The organism is Streptomyces sp. NPDC002276 (assembly GCF_053891435.1).
Genome location: NZ_JBSFCQ010000002.1, coordinates 258,596 through 276,910, shown reverse-complemented (window position 1 = coordinate 276,910; position 18,315 = coordinate 258,596). Strand labels below are relative to the sequence as shown.

Sequence of the window (18,315 nt, the reverse complement as noted above, 5' to 3'; positions counted from 1 at the left end):
CGCGCCCGGTGGGGGTTGTCCTCCCCCGGGCACGGAGCTAGCCTGACCTCTCGTTGACCGACCGGCCGGTCAACGAGAGGGAGGGACGCGCGATGCCTTACGCACAGACCAGAGCGGGCCAGATGTTCTACGACGAGCAGGGCAGCGGCCCGCCCGTCGTGCTGCTCCACGCCACCCTGCACGACCACACCGACTACGACACCGTGGCCGGGCCACTGGCAGCCGCAGGCCATCGCGTACTGGCCGTCGACTGGCCGAGCCACGGCCGGTCCGGAACACCGGGCGAGCCGCTGACCGCAGCACTGCTGGCCGACGTACTAGCCGATCTCGTAGCCCAACTCGACCTGGAACCAGCCGTGTTCATCGGCAACTCGGTCGGCGGGTACGCAGCCGCCAGGCTCGCGCTGGACCATCCGGAACGGGCCGCCGCGCTCGTCCTGGTCAACACCGGCGGGTTCCTCAAGGTCCCCTTCGCGGCCCGCCTCCTCGGCATCCCGGCCGTCAGCCGGGCCGTGTTCCCCCGGCTCGTCCCCCGGTACATGAAACCGGACAGCGACCACCTCCACGCCCTCACCCGCCGGGTCCAGGACCGGGCCCGCAGCAGGACCGGCGCCGCGGTCTCGGCCGCGCTGTGGCGCAGCTTCACCGACCCGTCCTACGACCTGCGGGCCGACGCGTCCCGCCTCGGCGTACCCGTGCTGCTGGCCTGGGGAGCGCGGGACATCGTCCTCCCGCTGTCCGCCGCGCGCCGCACGCAGGCCGCGATCCCCGGCTCGGAGCTACGACTCCTGGAGACCGGGCATGTGGCCTTCGCCTCCGATCCGGAGGGCTTCCTGGACCTGGTCCTGCCCTTCCTCGAATCCGTCACGACCGCCGGGAGCACGTCATGAGCACGGGCGTACGGCAGCAGCGCGCGGCGGCCACCCGCAAGCAGCTCATCGCCACGGGCCTGGCCCTGGCCGAGCGGACGGGCCTCGCCGACATGAGCGTCAACCTCGTCGTCGCCGAGGCGGGCGTGGCCAAGGGCACCTTCTTCCACCACTTCGGCGACCGCTCGGAATTCCTGCTGGCGCTGCACACCGAGTTCCACGACCGGGTGTTCGCGGAGATCGAACGCACCATCGCCGGAATGACACCGGGCCGGGATAGACTCCTCGCCGTCGCCAACGCCTACCTCGACGAATGCCTGCGCCATCGCGGCGTACGGGCCCTGCTGCTGGAGGCCCGCGTCGACCCCGCGATCATCGGAGCGATCACGGCCCGGAACAAACTGGTCATCGAGCGGATCAGCCCCGATTTCACCGCCATGGGCTGGTCCCACGTGGAACCCAGCGCGGCCATGTGGAACAGCGCCGTGGTCGAGGCCGCCATCCTTGAGCTGGACGGGGGCGGCCACCGGGCGGAGGTCAGGGCGGCGCTGGAGCAGTTCCTCCAGAGGTCCAAGTAGGCGGAAGGGGCCGGGACTTGAGAGCCCGGCCCCTTCCTCACTCTCAGATCAGGCGATGCGCTCCAGCACCACCGGCGAAGCCGTGAACGTGGTGCCCTCGGCGCCGATGTCGTACGAGCCCTCGACCGCCTCCAGCGCGTACGCGAAGCGCTCCGGAGTGTCGGTGTGCAGGGTCAGCAGGGGCTGGCCCGCCGTCACCGTGTCGCCCGGCTTGGCGTGCATCTCCACTCCCGCGCCCGCCTGCACCGGGTCCTCCTTGCGCGCACGCCCCGCGCCGAGGCGCCACGCCGCGATGCCGATGTCGTAGGCGTCGAGGCGGGTGAGGACACCGGACGTCGGGGCCGTCACCACCTGGCGCTCGCGGGCCACCGGCAACTCGGCGTCCGGGTCGCCGCCCTGGGCCGCGATCATCCGGCGCCAGACGTCCATCGCGGAACCGTCGGCCAGGGCCTTCGCCGGGTCGGCGTCCTTGATGCCGGCCGCGTCGAGCATCTCGCGGGCCAGCGCGATGGTGAGTTCGACGACGTCGGAGGGGCCGCCGCCCGCCAACACCTCGACGGATTCCCGGACTTCGAGGGCGTTGCCGGCGGTGAGGCCGAGGGGGGTCGACATGTCCGTCAGGAGTGCGACCGTCTTCACTCCGTGGTCGGTGCCCAACCCGACCATCGTGGACGCCAGTTCACGCGCGTCCTCGATCGTCTTCATGAACGCGCCCGTGCCGACCTTCACGTCCAGGACGAGCGAACCCGTACCCTCCGCGATCTTCTTCGACATGATGGAGGAGGCGATCAGGGGGATTGCCTCCACCGTGCCCGTCACGTCGCGCAGGGCGTACAGCTTCTTGTCCGCCGGGGCCAGGCCGTCGCCCGCCGCGCAGATCACCGCGCCCGTGCCCTCCAGGACGGACAGCATCTCCTCGTTGGAGAGCAGCGCGCGCCAGCCGGGGATCGACTCCAGCTTGTCGAGGGTGCCGCCGGTGTGGCCGAGGCCGCGGCCGGAGAGCTGCGGGACGGCCGCGCCGCAGGCTGCCACGAGGGGGGCCAGGGGGAGGGTGATCTTGTCGCCCACGCCGCCCGTGGAGTGCTTGTCGGCGGTCGGGCGGGAGAGGGACGAGAAGTCCATGCGCTCGCCGGAGGCGATCATCGCGGCGGTCCAGGTGGCGATCTCGCGGCGGTTCATGCCGTTGAGGAGGATCGCCATGTTGAGGGCGGCCATCTGGTAGTCGGCCACCTCACCGCGGGTGTACGCGTCGATGACCCAGTCGATCTGCTCGTCGCTCAGTTCACCGCGGTCCCGCTTGGTGCGGATGACGGAGATGGCGTCCATCGAGACTTGCGCCATGGCTTGGCTTTCCTTCCGAACGTTCTGAAAATGTGCGGCCCCGCTGAGCGCGATGAGCCAACTCAGCGGGGCCGTACGGGAGTTACCTGGTGAGATGGTCCGGCCCGAAGGCCTGCGGGAGCATCTCCGAGAGCGCGAGGATCCCGGCCGGTGTGTCCAGCAGCAGACCCGGGCCCCCGAACTCGTACAGCAGTTGGCGGCAGCGGCCGCACGGGACGAGGGTGTCGCCCTTGCCGTCGACGCAGGTGAAGTGCGTCAACCGGCCGCCGCCCGTGCGCTGGAGGTCGGACACGAGCCCGCACTCCGCGCACAGGCCGAGGCCGTACGACGCGTTCTCCACGTTGCAGCCGGAGACCGTGCGGCCGTCGTCGACCCTGGCGGCGACCCCGACGGGGTAGCCCGAGTACGGCGCGTAGGCGTGGGACATCGCCTCCCGCGCCTCGGCGCGCAGTTCGTCCCAGTCGACGGCCAACTCGGCGGCGGGCGAGGTCACTTGCCCTGTCCCTTCCGGTACGGCAGGCCGTCCGCCTTCGGCATCCGCAGATGCTGTGCGGAGAGCGAGAGGACCAGCAGGGTGACGATGTACGGGCTGGCTCCGACCAGTTGGGTCGGGACCTGGTCGGTGGTGGCGTACCAGACGAACATCAGGGCCGCGACGGCGGCGGTGATGCCGGCCGGGACGTATCGCTTCTTCCACACGAGGTAGCCGACGCCTGCGACCAGCAGGAAGCCGAGGAGCAGGATCAGCGCGTGGACGTTGGTGGCGCCGCCGCGCAGGTTGAGGCTGTCGGTGTAGCCGAACAGGCCCGCGCCGAGGGCGAGTCCGCCCGGCATCCAGTTGCCGAAGATCATCGAGGCGAGGCCGATGTAGCCCCGGCCGCCGGTCTGGCCGTCGAGGTAGACGTTCGAGGCGACGATCGACAGGAAGGCGCCGCCGAGGCCGGCGAAGCCACCGGAGATGATCACGGCGAGGTACTTGTACTTGTAGACGTTGACGCCGAGGGACTCGGCGGCCACCGGGTTCTCGCCGCAGGAGCGGAGCCGGAGACCGAAGGCCGTGCGCCACAGGACCCACCAGGTGGCGGGGACGAGGGCGACCGCGATGACGGTGAGCGGCGACAGGTTGGTGACCAGACCGCCGACGAGACCGGCGATGTCGGAGATCAGGAACCAGTGTTTCCCGTTGAGGGTGTCCAGCCAGCTGGAGAGGCCGGGGATGTCGAAGTTGCCGAGCGAGTCGATGGGTGGGGACTGCTTGGCGGAGCCCTCGGAGGTGTCGGCGAAGGTGAACTTCGACAGATAGCGGGTGACGCCGAGCGCCAGGATGTTGATGGCGACACCGGAGACGATGTGGTTGACGTTGAACGTCACGGTGGCGACGGCGTGCAGGACGGCGCCGAGGCAGCCGCCGAGGATGCCGAAGACGACACCGGTCCACGGGCCCCACTGGTATCCGGCCCAGGCGCCGAACCAGGTGCCGAGGATCATCATGCCTTCGAGGCCGATGTTGACGACGCCCGCGCGCTCGGCCCACAGACCGCCGAGACCGGCGAGCCCGATCGGTACGGCCGCCCTGAGGGCCGTGGACATCTGGCCGGTAGAGGTGATGCCGTCCGCGCCGGTGATGAGGCGGACGATCGAGGTGAGGATCAGCGCGCCCGCGATGATCAGCAGGAGCACGGGGAGGGAGAATCGGCGTCCGCCCTTGCCGGGCTGCTTCGCCTGCGGCTTGGCGATGGTCGCGGTACTCATCGGGCCGCCACCTCCTTCTTCTCGGAGTTGTTCCGGGCGGCGGCGGCGAGTTCGGCGCCAACACGGCTCTGCTGGCGGCGCAGGCCCCAGGTGCGGACGACCTCGTAGGAGATGACGACCGCGAACACGATCAGGCCCTGCATGATCGTCGCGATCTCCTTCTCGTACGCCACCGGGGTCGCGTAGTCGAGGGCGGGCGACGCCTTGTCGAGGAAGGCCCACAGGAGGGCGGCGAGCGCGATGCCGCCGGGGTTGTTGCGGCCCAGGAGGGCGATGCCGATGGCGGTGAAGCCGAGGCCCTCGGGGAAGGTGAGGCTGTAGGTGTGGCTGTCGCCGAGCAGCAGCGGCAGACCGGCGAGGCCGGCGACACCGCCGGAGATCAGCATCGCGGTGAGCGTCATGCGCTTGGCGTCGACACCGGAGGCGGCGGCTGCGGTCTCGGACTCGCCGGTGGCGCGCAGGTCGAAGCCGAAGCGGGTGCGGTTGAGGACGAGCCAGTACAGGACGCCCATGATCACGGCGAGGAAGACCAGGCCGTAGATCTCGCCGGTGTCCGCGCCCATGTCGATGCCGGGGATCCAGCCGGACTTCTTCATGATGCCGGTGGTCATGTTGTTGCCGACCTGGACGCCCCACGTGTTGGTCTGCGTGAGGTAGAGGATCAGGCTGGTCGCGATGGCGTTCAGCATGATCGTGGCGACGACCTCGCTGACCCCTCGGGTGACCTTGAGGAGGCCCGCGATTCCGGCCCAGAAGGCGCCGGTGAGGATCGCGACCAGGAGCAGCAGCGGCACCTGGAGGACGGCCGGCAGGCCGACGTGCGCGCCGACGACCGCGGTCATCACGGCGCCGAGCCGGTACTGGCCGTCGACGCCGATGTTGAACAGGTTCATCCGGAAGCCGAGGGCGACCGCCAGGGCGGCGATGTAGTACATCGACGCCTGGTTGATGATCAGCACCTGGACGTCGGAGTACCCGATCTGCTGGAGCATCAGGTGGTACGGCTCGATCGGGTTCTTGCCCGAGGCGAGCAGCACGACCGAGGTCAGCAGGATCGCGGCGACCAGCGCCATGACCGGGCCGGCCACGGCGAGGAGCAGTCGCTCCTTGTCGAACTTCTTCATCGGGCCTCGTCCTCCGGGGCGGCGGTGTCGTCCGTGTTCTCTACGGTGCTGTCCGCGCCGTTCTCTACGGTGCTCTCCGCGCCGTCTGCTTCTTCCTCGACGTGTTCGAGGTGACCGGACGCGGCGCCGGTCATGGCCGAGCCGAGTTCCTCGGGGGTGACGGTGGCCGGGTCGGCGTCGGCGACCAGCCTGCCGTCGTAGATCACGCGCAGGGTGTCCGACAGGCCGATCAGCTCGTCGAGGTCGGCGGAGATCAGCAGGACGGCGAGGCCCTCGCGGCGGGCGGCGCGGATCTGGTCCCAGATCGCGGCCTGCGCGCCGACGTCCACACCGCGCGTGGGGTGGGCGGCGATGAGGAACTTCGGCTTGTGGCTCATCTCGCGGCCGACGATCAGCTTCTGCTGGTTGCCACCGGAGAGGGAGGCGGCGGTGACGTCGATGCCGGGGGTGCGGACGTCGTACTCCTCGACGATCCGGCGCGTGTCCTCCTGGGCGCCCTTGATGTCGAGCCAAAGGCCCCTACGGCCAAAGGAGTTGGGCTTCTCGGTGACGTGGCCGAGGATGCGGTTCTCCCAGAGCGGGGCTTCCAGGAGGAGGCCGTGGCGGTGGCGGTCCTCGGGGATGTAGCCGATGCCGTGTTCGCGGCGGCGGCGGGTGGCCCAGGGGGTGATGTCGTCGCCGAGGAAGCCGATGGTGCCGGAGTCGGCGTTCTTCAGGCCGATCAGCGCGTCGATCAGCTCGGTCTGGCCGTTGCCCTCGACGCCGGCGATGCCCATGACCTCACCGGCATGGATGGTGAAGGTGACGTCGTCCAGAACGCGCTTCGCGGCGCCTTCCGCGGGGGCGAGGTCGCCGAGGAGTCCGCCGCCCGTGGGTTCGGACTCGGCGCCGAGGGAGGCGCCGCCGCCCGCGTAGACGGTGAGGTTCCGGACCGCGATGACGGGCTGGTCGGTGACGGTCGACTCGGCGGTCTCGGGGGTGGGGAGTTCGCTGCCGACCATCATCTCGGCGAGCTGGCGGGAGGTCGTCTCGGCGGGGACGGCCGTACCGACCGTCGTACCGCGCCGGATGACGGTGATCTCGTCGGCGACCGACAGCACCTCGCCCAGCTTGTGCGAGATGAAGATGACGGCGAGGCCCTCGGACTTCAGCTCGCGCAGGTTGCTGAAGAGGGCGTCGACCTCCTGCGGGACCAGGACGGCGGTGGGCTCGTCCAGGATCAGGGTGCGGGCGCCGCGGTAGAGGACCTTGAGGATCTCCACGCGCTGGCGCTCGGCGACACCGAGGCTCTCGACCAGGATGTCCGGGCGGACGCTCAGGCCGTAGCGGTCGGAGATCTCCTTGATCTTCTTGCGGGCGCCGCCGCCGATGCCGTAGAGCTTCTCGCTGCCCAGGACGACGTTCTCCAGGACGGTGAGGTTGTCGGCGAGCATGAAGTGCTGGTGGACCATGCCGATGCCGCGGGCGATGGCGTCGGCGGGCGACGAGAAGGTGACCTGCTCGCCGTCGACGGCGATGGTGCCCTCGTCCGGCTTCTGCATGCCGTAGAGGATCTTCATCAGGGTCGACTTGCCGGCGCCGTTCTCGCCGACGAGGGCGTGCACGGTGCCTTTTCGGACAGTGAGGTGGATGTCGTGGTTGGCCACGACGCCGGGGAAACGCTTGGTGATCCCGGCCAGCTCGACCGCGGTCGACTGTGCGGTGAGCGGAGGGCTGCTGGACGCGTCGATGGCGAACTCTCCTCGTGGAAAGGGGCCTCTCTACGCGCGTAGCGCCCCTGCTTTAAATAGTGCCCGGACCTGACCGGCTCTGTTTGCCATCCGATCAGTTCCGAGCATTCTGCCGCGCGAACGGGGCGTGGCGAGCCATCCTCCCCACACCCCGTTCCGTGGCCGTAACGCTGCCATTACAGCGCTCTTTTGGCCATGGTCGTGACTGGCCTACGACCGCTGGTTCAGGAGGTCTTGACCGTGATCGAGCCGTCCTTGATGCCGGCCTCGGCCTTCTTGAGGGCGGCCTGGAGGGTGGCGTTGTTCTTGAAGGTCGGGTTGGAGTCGGCCAGGCCGACGCCGCCGTTGCTCAGCGAGCCGCGGATCTCGCCGCTGAGCGGCTTCTTGTCCTTGATGACGGACTTGGCGAGGTCGTAGACCGCACCCTGCACGTTCTTCAGCGCCGAGGTGAGGATGTACGGCTTGTAGGCGGCGAGCGCCTTCTGGTTGTACTGGTCGGAGTCGACGCCGATCGCCCACACCTTGTGCGCGGCGGCGGCCTTGATGACGCCCTGGCCGGAGAGGCCCGCGGCGGCGTAGACGACGTCCGCGCCGGCCTCGATCTGGCCCTCGGCCGCGCTCTCGCCCTTGTCGGGGCTGGAGAAGCCGCCCTCCTCGGCGGTCTGGGTCAGGTACTGCGACTTGACCTTGACGCCCTTCTTGGTGTCCGCGACACCCTGCGCGAAGCCCGCTTCGAACTTGTGGATCAGCGGGACGTCGACGCCGCCGATGAAGCCGACGGTGTTGGTCTTCGTGGTGAGCGCGGCGGTGACGCCGGCCAGGTAGGAGGACTGCTCCTCGTGGAAGACCATGTCGGCGACGTTGTCGGCCTTGATGGTGTTGTCGTCGATGATGCCGAAGCTGATCTTGGGGAACTTCGCGGCGGCTTCCTTGACGGCGGGCGCGTAGGCGAAGCCGACGCCGATCACCGGGTTGTAGCCGGAGCGGGCCAGCGTCTCCAGGCGCTGCACCTTGTCCGCGTCGGACTCGCCGTCCTGCGGCTCCACGTCCCGGCCGCCGACGCCGAAGTCCTTCTCGGCCTTGGTGAAGCCCGCGTACGCGGCGTCGTTGAAGGACTGGTCGCCCTTACCGCCGACGTCGTAGGCGAGGCCAATACCCTTGGAGGAGCCGCTGCTGCTACTGCTGGTGGTGGACGAGCTGGACGAGCTGCCACAGGCGGAGACGGTGACGGCAAGTGCTGCGGTTGCAACGCCTGCAACGGCGATACGGGACACCCGGCGCATGGAACGAGACTCCTTCGTGCAAGCGCCCCAACCAGGCGCTGGTTCCGTCGCAGAGTAACGCGCGTAGACATGGTGGAGAACCCCAACTTGCCAGAGCGTTATCCGACCGTTTTGAACCTTTGCCAAACGCCAAGCACCCGGACGGCGGACACGGAGAATCGGAGACGGGGAACAGGGAGAACACGGGGAGCCCCGGGACCGTTTCGGTCCCGGGGCTCCCCGGTGTCGGCGTCAGAAGGGCGGTGTCACCCTCACTTGGTCGTGGTGGCGACCGTGACCTTGCCGTCGATGATGTCCTGCTTGGCCTTGTCCACCGCGGCGACGGCGGCGGTCATGGCCTTGTACTTCGGGTTGGTGTCGGAGAAGCCGACGCCGTCGTTGTCGAGGCCGTAGCGGATCACGCCGGTCTTGGGCTTGCCCTCGTACACGGACTTCACCAGGTCGTAGACCGCGCCGCCGACGTTCTTCAGCGCCGAGCCGAGGATGGAGTCCTTGTACTTGGCGAGCGCCGCCTGCTCGTACTGGTCGGAGTCCACTCCGATGGCCCACACACCCTTGGCGGAGGCCTCGGAGATGACGCCCTGACCGGAGAGACCGGCGGCGGCGTAGATGACGTCCGCGCCCGCCTCGATCTGGCCGCTGGCCGCGTCCTTGCCCTTGTCGGGGCTGGAGAAGCCGCCCTCGGCAGCGGTCTGCGTCAGGTACTGCGACTCGATCTTGATGCTCGGGTTGACCGACTTGGCACCCTGGTCGAAGCCGGCCTCGAACTTGTGGATCAGCGGCACGTCGACGCCGCCGATGAAGCCGATGTGGTTCTTCTTGGTCGCCTTGGCCGCGGCGACGCCCGCCAGGTACGAGGACTGCTCCTCGTGGAAGACGAGGTCGGCCACGTTGGCGGCCTTGTCCTGCTCGTCGTCGATGATGCCGAACGTGATGTTCGGGAACTTCGCGGCGGCCTCCTTGACGGCGGGCGCGTAGGCGAAGCCGACGCCGATCACCGGGTTGTAGCCGGCCGTGGCGAGGCTCTCCAGGCGCTGCACCTTGTCCGCGTCGGACTCGCCGTCCTGCGGCTCGATGTCGCGGCCGGTGAGGTTGAACTCCTTCTCGGCCTTCTGGAAACCGGCGTAGGCCGCGTCGTTGAAGGACTGGTCGCCCTTGCCGCCGACGTCGTAGGCGAGGCCGATGCCCTTGCCGGTGTACTTGCCGGACGAGGACGACGAACTGTCGCTGGCCTTGTTGGCATCCTTGCTGGAGCCGCCGCAGGCGGTGGCGGCGAGGGCGATGACCGTGACGGCCACCGCGGCTTGGGAGAACTTCGTCCTCCGAGATGTATGACGCACAGCAAGCACTCCTTCGTCCTCACGGCACCGTCACCGGACCGCTTCCCCAACACCCCGCCTCTGTGGCGATTTCCGCGCACAGTAACGCGCGTAGACGAGGAGGGGAACGGGGTTTCTCCTTGCCGTTACCGGATCGTGCCGCCGCCGCGTTACGTTCACGCGCCGGTGGTTACACCCGGGTGACACAAGGGGACGTAGGGGTACCGAACGGGCACCTCTACGTCCCCCGGCGCGCTCAGAGAGCCGCGTCGATCAGCGCGGCGGCGGTGAACAGCTCCACGCCGGCCGTGATCGCGGACTCGTCGGCGTCGAAGTCGCCCTGGTGGAGGTCCCGTACGGTCCGCTCCCCCGGGGTGCGCACGCCCAGCCGGGCCATGGCGCCGGGCACGTGCTCCAGATACCAGGAGAAGTCCTCGCCGCCCAGGCTCTGCTCGGTGTCCTCGACGGAGAGGGGACCGCGCCGGGCGACCATGGCATCCCGCAGCAACTCGGTCACGACCGCGTCATTGACCACGGGCGGCACCCCGCGCACGTACTCGATCACGCTCTTGGCCCGGTGCAGCCCGGCGACCTCGTCGATCGCCGCGTGCACGATGTCGGGCGCCTGCCGCCAGGCGTCGAGATCGAGACACCGTACGGTGCCGGACAGCTCGGCGTGCTGCGGAATGACGTTGGGGGCGTGGCCGGACTCGATCCGCCCCCAGGTCACGGACACGCCACTCCGCGCGTCCATCCGACGGGCGACGAGCGCGGGCACGTCGATGGCGACCCGGGCGGCGGCGGTGACGAGGTCGGTGGTGAGGTGCGGCCGGGCGGTGTGCCCACCGGGCCCGTCGAGGGAGACCTCCAGCCGATCGCATGCGGAGGTGATGGGCCCCACCCGCAACCCGATCTTCCCGCTGTCCACCTTGGGGTCGCAGTGCACGGCGATGATCCGCCCGACCCCCTCCAGCACCCCGCACTCGATGGCGTCGGCGGCACCGCCGGGGAGGACCTCCTCGGCGGGCTGGAAGAGCAGCCGCACCGGCCGGGGCAGCAGCCCCTGCTCGTGCAGCCGGGCAAGGACCAGACCGGCACCGAGCACCACGGTCGTGTGCACGTCGTGGCCGCACGCGTGGGCGCGGTCGGGCACGGTGGAGCGGTACGCGCAGTCACGCTTCGTGTCCGGGATGGGCAGGGCGTCGATGTCGGCGCGCAGCGCGAGCATGGGTACGCCGGTGTCGCGCGGCCCGATGTCACAGACGAGGCCGGTCCCGGTGGCGAGCACACGCGGTGCGAGACCGGCCCGCTCCAGCCGGGCCTTGATCGCGGCGGTGGTCCGGAACTCCTGATTGCCCAGCTCGGGATGCATGTGCAAGTCCCGGCGGAACGCGACGAGTTCGGCCCGCAGGGCCTCCGGCAGGGTGCCCGGAAGCACATTCCCGACGGATTCGGCCTCGGACCCTGCCTCGGATTCCTCGGACTCTGGTGACATCAATTGCTTCACCCTCTGAAGGGTAGGGCGCCCGGGTGGTCAACTGACCCTCGATCAACAAAAGTTCAACCCGTTAGTCGAAGAAAAACTGACCGTCGGCCGCATAGCCGCTCGCGGAGATGGGTATGCTCCCGCTCCTTCTGGGATACCACGCTTCACCACAGCACAGCTTGAACCGTCCGTATCGCGGAATCCTCACGGCCACGCGACGCTACGGCTACACGGTGTGACCTTGGTAGGGTCCGCCGACGTGACCGACTCGCACGCGGACGCACCCGCGGACTTCATAGAGGCCACCCGTTCCTCCTACGACGCGATCGCCCCCGCGTACAGCGCGGAACACCCCGACGGTCTGGGCGACGGCCCGATCGAGACCGGCCTGCTGACCGCCTTCGCCGAGTTGGTCCGGACGGCGACGGGCGAGGCGCCGGTGGCCGACGTCGGCAGCGGCCCCGGCTATGTGACAGCCCGCCTGAACGCCCTCGGCGTCCCGGCCTTCGGCATCGACATCTCCCCGCACATGGTGGCACTGGCCCGCGAGGCCCATCCCCGACTCCGGTTCGAGGTCGGCTCGATGACGTCCCTGGACGTACCCGACGCGACACTGGGCGGCATCATCGCCCTCTACTCCACGATCCACATCCCGGACCCCCAACTCCCCGGCGTCTTCAAGGAGTTCCACCGCGCCCTACGCCCCGGCGGCCACGTACTCCTCGCCTTCCAGGCCTCGGAGGGCGAACACATCCACATGACGGAGCGCTACGGCCTGGACATCTCCCTCGACTACTACTTCCGCACGCCGACGGAGGTCGCTGGCTTCCTCACCGGGGCGGGCCTGACGCTGGACGCGCAGGTGCGGGTGGAGCCGCGGGGGGCGCAGAGGTTGGGGCGGGCTTTCGCGGTGGCTCACCGAGCGGAGTAGACGGCGGGCCGACCGACTTCCGCTACGGCGGCGTGAACGTTTCCGCGCAACTCGAAAGGGTGAACGCATCCCGATCGCCCGGACACCGCGCCTCTTGATCAACCTAGGTTGCCCACATGGTCACATCAACCCACGAGGGCATGCACCGGATCTTCCAGGAGCGGCCCGAGATCCTGGCGCCGGTGTTCAAGGTTCTGGAGGTTCCGTTATCCGCCAAGGCGACCGTGGACGCCGTCACCACGGACGTGACGGAGACCCGGCCGCTGGAACGGCGCGTGGACACAGTCCTGCGCATCGGCCAGTCCGACGGTGAGGACTTCCTGCTCGCCATCGAGGCGCAGTCGGACAAGAAGGAGGCGAAAGCGGCGAGTTGGGCGTACTACATCGCCTACCTCCAGGCCAAGTACCGCCTGCCCGTGCTGCTTCTCGTGGTCTGCCAGGACCGGGCCACGGCCAAGTGGGCGGTCGGTCCCTTCGATTGTGGCACGAGCGAATGGACGGCTCTGCGGATCTATCCGCTCGTCGCCGGGCCGGACAACCTCCCGGTGTTCAGCGACGCCAGGACCGTGTCGAACAAGCTCGCGCTGGCCGTGCTCACCGCCGTTGCCCACGCCCGCAATCCGGAGTGCGCCGCCATACTGGAAGCGATCGCCTCCGTCCTCCAGGAACTCCAGGAGACAGACCCGGAGACGGCCGGGTACTTCGCCGAGTTCCTGGAACTCAACCTGGGTAACACTCCAGCCGGAAAGAAATGGAAGGAAATCATGCCGGTCGTCATCTACTTCCCCGGTCGGGGAACCGTCCGAGAGACCATCTACCTGGAAGGCAAGGCCGAGGGCGAAGCCGCAGGCAGGGCAGAGGGCAGGGCTGCCGGCGAGGCCAAGGGCATTCTGTCCGTGCTGGAGGTCCGCGACATCCCCGTACCGGACAGCGTGCGCGAGCGCATCACCTCCTGCACGGACCTCGACCGCATGGACACCTGGTTGGAGCGTTCCCGCACGGTCGAGCGGGCGGAGGACCTGTTCGCGGAGGACACGGAGACTCAGGGGACCGGGCCCGAGGCGGCCTGATCCCCTCCCCCTCCCCCTCCCCTACGGCACTACGCCGCCGTAACCGCCGACAGCCGATGCACGTCCTTCGCCGTCCCCGTGACCCCCGACAGGAACCCCTGTGCCCGAGGCGAGGCGTTCTCCGTCAGCCAGGCCGGGTCGATGTCGCAGACCGCGACGCGGACCTCCGTGCCCACCAGGGCCAAGGGAAGCGTGTGGACGACCGTCGAGGGGAAGCTCAGGATCGTACGGCCGATCGGCCCCCTCCGAGCGATCAACTCCAGTGGAAGATCCGGGCGGACGATCTCCAGGCCCGTTTCGACCGCCAACCGGTGGAGTTTTTCCGTGGATTCGCGGCGATGGGCGAAGTACCGCGTCGCGCCGTGGGTCTTGGCGAGGGCGGTGACCGCCTCGACGTAGCGGTCGGCGTCGACCACGCCCGTTTCGACGAGGGACGTGCCGACCATGTCGGCGCCCTTCGTGATGCGGGGTGGGCCGAAGGTGGCGCGGGTCCAGGCGAATTCGTTCGCCGTGATCGTGACGCCCTCCGGGGTCTCCTCGATCGGCATCGAGGAGAAGATCTCCACCTTGCGGCGGGGGCTGGGGGTCAGGCGGCGGCGGGCCGAGGAGGAGACCGGCGCGAAGATCAGGTCGCGCGGGCCCGGTCGGCCGCCCTTGCGGTGCCAGCGGACCAGGCGTTCGCCGCTGGCGAGTTGGGCCACGAACTCCATCGTGGCCGTGCCGTCGTCGACCACCACCAGGTCGCGTGCCCTGGTGATGGTGAGCAGGAGTTGTACGTAGCGCGAGAACGGGTCGCCCATGACGATCCGGTCCGCCTTGCGGAGGAGCCGGGCCAGGCCGCCGATGGTCTGGAAGGGGGCCGCGGGTCCGCCCCGGGCCTCCTCCCAGCGCACGGTGTGGCCCTCGTCGCGGGCGAGGTCCGCCATGCGGCGCAGCTGGCCGCGGGTCATCGGGTCGGTCGGTGACAGCACCACGAGGGTGAGCCCCCCGCCGGGCACGCCGGACGCCTCCTCGGTTCGGGGCGCACGCAAGTGCGCCCACTCCAGCACGTTCAGCAGCTGTACCGGACTCTCCACGAACGCGAGAGTGTGGGGGGTGAGGCCGGCTTTGCCGGCGTGGGGGCTCATTGTCGTACGACCGTCCCGTGACCGTAAGTGACGCTGGCGCTGGCTCTTAATGGCTCAGACTCAGACCGAGACCGGCTCGCCCGCGGCCGCGGCGATCTCCGCCTCGGCGACCACGCCGGTGACGCGGCGCAGCTTCTTCATCGGGCCCAGCTCCGACTCGTAGACCTTCTTGACGCCGTCGCCGAGGGAGGCCTCGATGGTGCGGATGTCGCGGACGAGGCGGGTCAGGCCCTGCGGCTCGACGGAAGCGGCCTGGTCCGAGCCCCACATGGCGCGGTCGAGGGTGATGTGACGCTCGACGAAGGTGGCGCCGAGCGCGACCGCGGCGAGGGTGGTCTGGAGGCCCGTCTCGTGGCCGGAGTAGCCGATCGGCACGTTCGGGTACTCGGCCTGGAGGGTGTTGATGACGCGGAGGTTGAGCTCCTCGGCCTGCGCGGGGTAGGTCGAAGTGGCGTGGCACATCAGGATGTTGTCCGAGCCGAGGACCTCGACCGCGTGGCGGATCTGCTTCGGCGTCGACATGCCGGTGGAGAGGATGACCGTACGGCCGGTCGCGCGGAGCGAGCGCAGCAGCTCGTCGTCCGTGAGGGACGCGGAGGCGACCTTGTGGGCCGGGACGTCGAACTTCTCCAGGAAGGCGACGGCCTCGGTGTCCCACGGGGAGGCGAACCAGTCGATGTTCTTCGACTTGGCGTACTCGTCGATCTGGCGGTACTCGTCCTCACCGAACTCCACGCGGTGGCGGTAGTCGATGTAGGTCATGCGGCCCCAGGGGGTGTCGCGCTCGATGTCCCACTGGTCGCGCGGGGTGCAGATCTCCGGGGTGCGCTTCTGGAACTTGACGGCGTCGCAGCCGGCTTCGGCGGCGGCGTCGATCAGCTTGAACGCGTTCTCCAGCTCGCCGTTGTGGTTGATGCCGATCTCGCCGACCACGTAGACGGGGTGGCCGGGGCCTGCGGTCTTCGAACCGAACTGGCGCAGACGGGAGTTGTTGCTCATGACAGCGGGTTTCCTTACTTGGTGAGGGAATCGAGAGAGGGGCCGAGGATCCAGCTGGCGATCTCTCGGACAGCGCCGTCGCCACCGGGCACGGTGGTGACCGCGCGTGCGGCGCCGCGTACGACGTCGTGGGCGCTCGCGACCGCCACGGGCCAGCCCACGAGGGCGAAGCACGGGAGGTCGTTGACGTCGTTGCCGACGTAGAGCACGCGCTCCGGCGCGATGCCCTGCTCCTCGCACCACTGCTTCAGTGCGAGGTCCTTCCGGTCGATGCCGTGCAGGACCGGGAGCTGGAGCTTCCGGGCCCGCGCGGCGACGACCGGGTTCTGCTCCGAGGACAGGATGAGCATCTTCAGGCCGCTCTTGCGGAGGGCCGCGATGCCGAGGCCGTCGCCGCGGTGCACGGAGACGAACTCCCGTCCGTCGGAATCGATCAGCACCCTGTCGTCGGTCTGGGTGCCGTCGAAGTCGAGTACGACCGCGTCGATGTCGTCGGCGGTCGGGAGCGAACCGGGGCGGTCCGCGTCGAACAGCGGGGCCAACGCCCTTGCCCGCGCCAGCTCGTGGGGGTCGTCGATCTCCAACACCCGGGCGGGGTCGGTCCGGACGAGTTCGGTGCGGCCGAAGAAGCGGTGGCCGACCTTGCGGAAGCCGGCCGCGTCCATGCCGTAGACCGCGCCGGTCTCCAGGAAGTCCTGGGGGCGGTCCTGGCGGCGCGGGCGGAAGGACTTGTCGTGGTTGACGCCGTAACCGCCGCTGGTGACAGGGGGGTTGGTGACCTTGGTGGCGCCGCCGACCTGGCCGGTGGCGGTCGGCTCGACGACCGTCGTGGCCTCGTCGTCGGCGTCGCGCCACACGAAGCCGTGGAAGGGGGCGACGGTGTGCGCGGTGTCGGCGCCGTTCGCGACGATCGCGTTGACGATGCCGTCGACGTCCTCGCGGACGATGAAGGGGCTGGTGCACTGCACGAGCAGGACCACGTCGACGGCCGCGCCGTGCAGGGCCTCGTGGGCGTCCATGGCGTGCAGGACGGCGGCCTCGGAGGTCGCGGTGTCGCCGGCGATGGCGGCGGGGCGCAGCACGACCTCGGCGCCGGCCTGGCGGGCGGCGGCGGCGATGGCCTGGTCGTCCGTGGAGACCACGACGTCCGTGACCAGTCGGCTGGCGCGGCACTCACGCACCGCGCGGGCCACCAGCGGGACTCCGCCGACGGGCGCGAGGTTCTTGGCGGGGACGCCCTTGGAGCCGCCGCGTGCGGGGATCACCGCGAGCACCCGGCGCACCGAAGCGCCTTGGCCTGCCTGCGAGTTGGACATGGGCTCTACTCCTTGAGCGGAAGTCTTGGTGTGCGCGGCTGTGGCGTTCGCGGCTCGGACGTTCACAGCTCCCCCATCCGGCGGATGACGGGCGCCACGCGCTGCACGCCGTGGCGGTAGGCGCCGCGCGCGGCCCGGCGGACGATCTGCCGGACGGGCCCGGGCGTCTTGTCGGCGGCCGGGGCGCCGGGCAGCGGGGTGCCGTCGGGGCCGAGGTGGTGGCGGGCGAGGATGCCGGGCAGATAGCCGGGGGCTGTCTCGGGTGTGTAGTAGGGCTTCAGGGCGGGCATGTCGCCGCCCGCCAGCAGCTTGGCGATGCGCTCCCGGGCCGCGTCGAAGGCCGTGTCGTACGATCCGTCGGCCAGGACGCCCTGCCGGGCCACCCACTCCGCGTCCGGCACCGGCTTGTACCCGGCGTCGAGCTGCTCCCAGGAGGCGAGGCATCCGGAGCCGACGAAGTGGTGGTTGCCGAGGCCCTCGCGGATGCCGAGGTCGGTCAGCACGACGGTGGGGATACGGCGGTGCAGGGACTCCAGGGCGGCCGTCGAGCTGATGGTCACCAGGAGGTCGGTGCGGTCGAGCACCTCGCCCATGTGCCCGTACACGAGGCTGAAGTTGGCGGGCAGGTCCTTGCCCTGGACCAGCTTCTGGTAGGGCAACTCCTCGATGTGCGTGGTGTGTTCGCCGGGCTTGGAGCGCAGCTTGAGGAGGACCTCGCGGTTCGGGTGGAAACGGGCGTGCTGGATGGCCCGGTTGAGCAGGTAGTCGCGGTCCCGGCGGTTGTCGGGCACCGAGGGCTGCACCGCGAACACGACGGTGTAGGGGTCGTGTTCGCCGGTGTAGGTGTCTCCGCCGAGGAACGGCAGGGCCACTTCGGTGACCGCGGAGGAGTCGGCGCCGACCCCGTCGTAGACCTCGCGGAAACGGTCCGCGTCCTGGCGGGAGTTGGCGAGGACGAGGTCCGCGCCGTGCCGCAGCAGCAGGCCGTCCGCGAGCTTCTCGTAGACGACTCCGACATAGCCGGTGACGACGACGGGCCGCTCGGCGCGTCCGTGCCAGGCCCGTGCCAGACCGTGCAGCATCGCCTGGACCCCGCCGCCCACGAGGGAGAGGACGAGGATGTCGTAGGACTCCTGCTCCATGGCGCGCAGGAACTCGACGGCGGTCACTTCGCGGAGGGAGTCCGCGGTGACGCCGACTTCCTTCAGCTGGCGGGCTGTTGGGGTGGCACGACCCCGCAGGAGGTACCCGTCCAAAGAGATGTCCGAATTCGGTGGAGCGATGCGGTTCGCGGTGAGCGAACCCCATTTCCACCGGGTGTCGGAATCCGCGAGGACGGCGACTCGCAGGGTCTGCGTTGCACTTGCTGGCACACCGAAGACGCTAGGAA

The 18,315-nt window shown here is 69.6% G+C and carries 16 protein-coding genes; 4 read left to right on the top strand and 12 right to left on the bottom strand.

Features of this window, described 5'->3' with window-relative positions; all coding sequences use genetic code 11:
• Positions 1-92: 92 nt before the first annotated feature.
• Positions 93-890: an alpha/beta fold hydrolase gene (locus tag ACWIHT_RS06370; protein WP_456165003.1), complete on the top strand. Its 798-nt coding sequence runs from the start codon at positions 93-95 to the stop codon at positions 888-890.
• Positions 887-1,447: a TetR/AcrR family transcriptional regulator gene (locus ACWIHT_RS06365; protein WP_456165001.1), complete on the top strand. Its 561-nt coding sequence runs from the start codon at positions 887-889 to the stop codon at positions 1,445-1,447. The genes ACWIHT_RS06370 and ACWIHT_RS06365 overlap by 4 nt, the downstream gene beginning before the upstream one ends.
• Before the next feature lie 48 nt (positions 1,448-1,495).
• Here ACWIHT_RS06365 and ACWIHT_RS06360 read toward each other — a convergent pair whose 3' ends face one another.
• From ACWIHT_RS06360 to ACWIHT_RS06325, 8 genes are all read right to left on the bottom strand, one after another.
• Positions 1,496-2,773: a thymidine phosphorylase gene (locus ACWIHT_RS06360; RefSeq protein WP_456165986.1), complete on the bottom strand. Its 1,278-nt coding sequence runs from the start codon at positions 2,771-2,773 to the stop codon at positions 1,496-1,498.
• Positions 2,774-2,870: 97 nt separating this feature from the next.
• Positions 2,871-3,281 (bottom strand): cytidine deaminase, encoded by a 411-nt coding sequence (locus ACWIHT_RS06355; protein ID WP_456165000.1) that lies wholly within the window; start codon positions 3,279-3,281, stop codon positions 2,871-2,873.
• Entirely contained in the window at positions 3,278-4,540 is a 1,263-nt protein-coding gene (locus ACWIHT_RS06350) for an ABC transporter permease (RefSeq protein ID WP_456164999.1), read from the bottom strand. Before ACWIHT_RS06350 ends, ACWIHT_RS06355 begins: the two co-directional genes overlap by 4 nt.
• The gene (locus tag ACWIHT_RS06345; RefSeq protein WP_200712804.1) at positions 4,537-5,664 is read right to left on the bottom strand and encodes an ABC transporter permease; all 1,128 of its coding nucleotides are present in this window, start codon (positions 5,662-5,664) and stop codon (positions 4,537-4,539) included. Before ACWIHT_RS06345 ends, ACWIHT_RS06350 begins: the two co-directional genes overlap by 4 nt.
• On the bottom strand, positions 5,661-7,394 hold the full coding sequence (locus ACWIHT_RS06340) for an ABC transporter ATP-binding protein (RefSeq protein WP_456165984.1): 1,734 nt from the start codon (positions 7,392-7,394) through the stop codon (positions 5,661-5,663). Before ACWIHT_RS06340 ends, ACWIHT_RS06345 begins: the two co-directional genes overlap by 4 nt.
• A 224-nt stretch (positions 7,395-7,618) precedes the next feature.
• Complete coding sequence (locus ACWIHT_RS06335) at positions 7,619-8,677, bottom strand: BMP family lipoprotein (protein WP_456164996.1); 1,059 nt, start codon at positions 8,675-8,677, stop codon at positions 7,619-7,621.
• Positions 8,678-8,928: 251 nt separating this feature from the next.
• Complete coding sequence (locus ACWIHT_RS06330) at positions 8,929-9,975, bottom strand: BMP family lipoprotein (protein ID WP_456165982.1); 1,047 nt, start codon at positions 9,973-9,975, stop codon at positions 8,929-8,931.
• A 277-nt stretch (positions 9,976-10,252) separates the two neighbouring features.
• A complete protein-coding gene (locus ACWIHT_RS06325) occupies positions 10,253-11,491 on the bottom strand; it encodes an amidohydrolase (protein WP_456164994.1) in 1,239 nt (412 codons plus the stop codon).
• Positions 11,492-11,741: 250 nt separating this feature from the next.
• Here ACWIHT_RS06325 and ACWIHT_RS06320 point away from each other — a divergent pair, with 250 nt between their 5' ends.
• Both ACWIHT_RS06320 and ACWIHT_RS06315 read left to right on the top strand, forming a co-directional pair.
• Complete coding sequence (locus ACWIHT_RS06320) at positions 11,742-12,413, top strand: class I SAM-dependent methyltransferase (protein ID WP_456164992.1); 672 nt, start codon at positions 11,742-11,744, stop codon at positions 12,411-12,413.
• A gap of 116 nt (positions 12,414-12,529) precedes the next feature.
• Positions 12,530-13,483, top strand: a complete 954-nt coding sequence (locus ACWIHT_RS06315; RefSeq protein ID WP_456164990.1) for a hypothetical protein — start codon at positions 12,530-12,532, stop codon at positions 13,481-13,483.
• Positions 13,484-13,512: 29 nt separating this feature from the next.
• Here the strand turns inward: ACWIHT_RS06315 and ACWIHT_RS06310 are convergent, their stop codons facing one another.
• The 4 genes from ACWIHT_RS06310 to ACWIHT_RS06295 form a co-directional block, all read right to left on the bottom strand.
• Positions 13,513-14,610, bottom strand: a complete 1,098-nt coding sequence (locus tag ACWIHT_RS06310; protein WP_456164988.1) for a hypothetical protein — start codon at positions 14,608-14,610, stop codon at positions 13,513-13,515.
• Between the two features lie 60 nt (positions 14,611-14,670).
• Complete coding sequence (locus ACWIHT_RS06305) at positions 14,671-15,609, bottom strand: N-acetylneuraminate synthase family protein (protein WP_200712809.1); 939 nt, start codon at positions 15,607-15,609, stop codon at positions 14,671-14,673.
• Positions 15,610-15,623: 14 nt separating this feature from the next.
• Complete coding sequence (locus ACWIHT_RS06300; RefSeq protein WP_456164986.1) at positions 15,624-16,925, bottom strand: cytidylyltransferase domain-containing protein; 1,302 nt, start codon at positions 16,923-16,925, stop codon at positions 15,624-15,626.
• A 62-nt stretch (positions 16,926-16,987) separates the two neighbouring features.
• Positions 16,988-18,298 carry a DUF6716 putative glycosyltransferase gene (locus ACWIHT_RS06295; protein ID WP_456164984.1) on the bottom strand — a complete coding sequence of 437 codons (1,311 nt, stop codon included), beginning with the start codon at positions 18,296-18,298 and terminating at the stop codon, positions 16,988-16,990.
• Between the last annotated feature and the right edge of the window lie 17 nt (positions 18,299-18,315).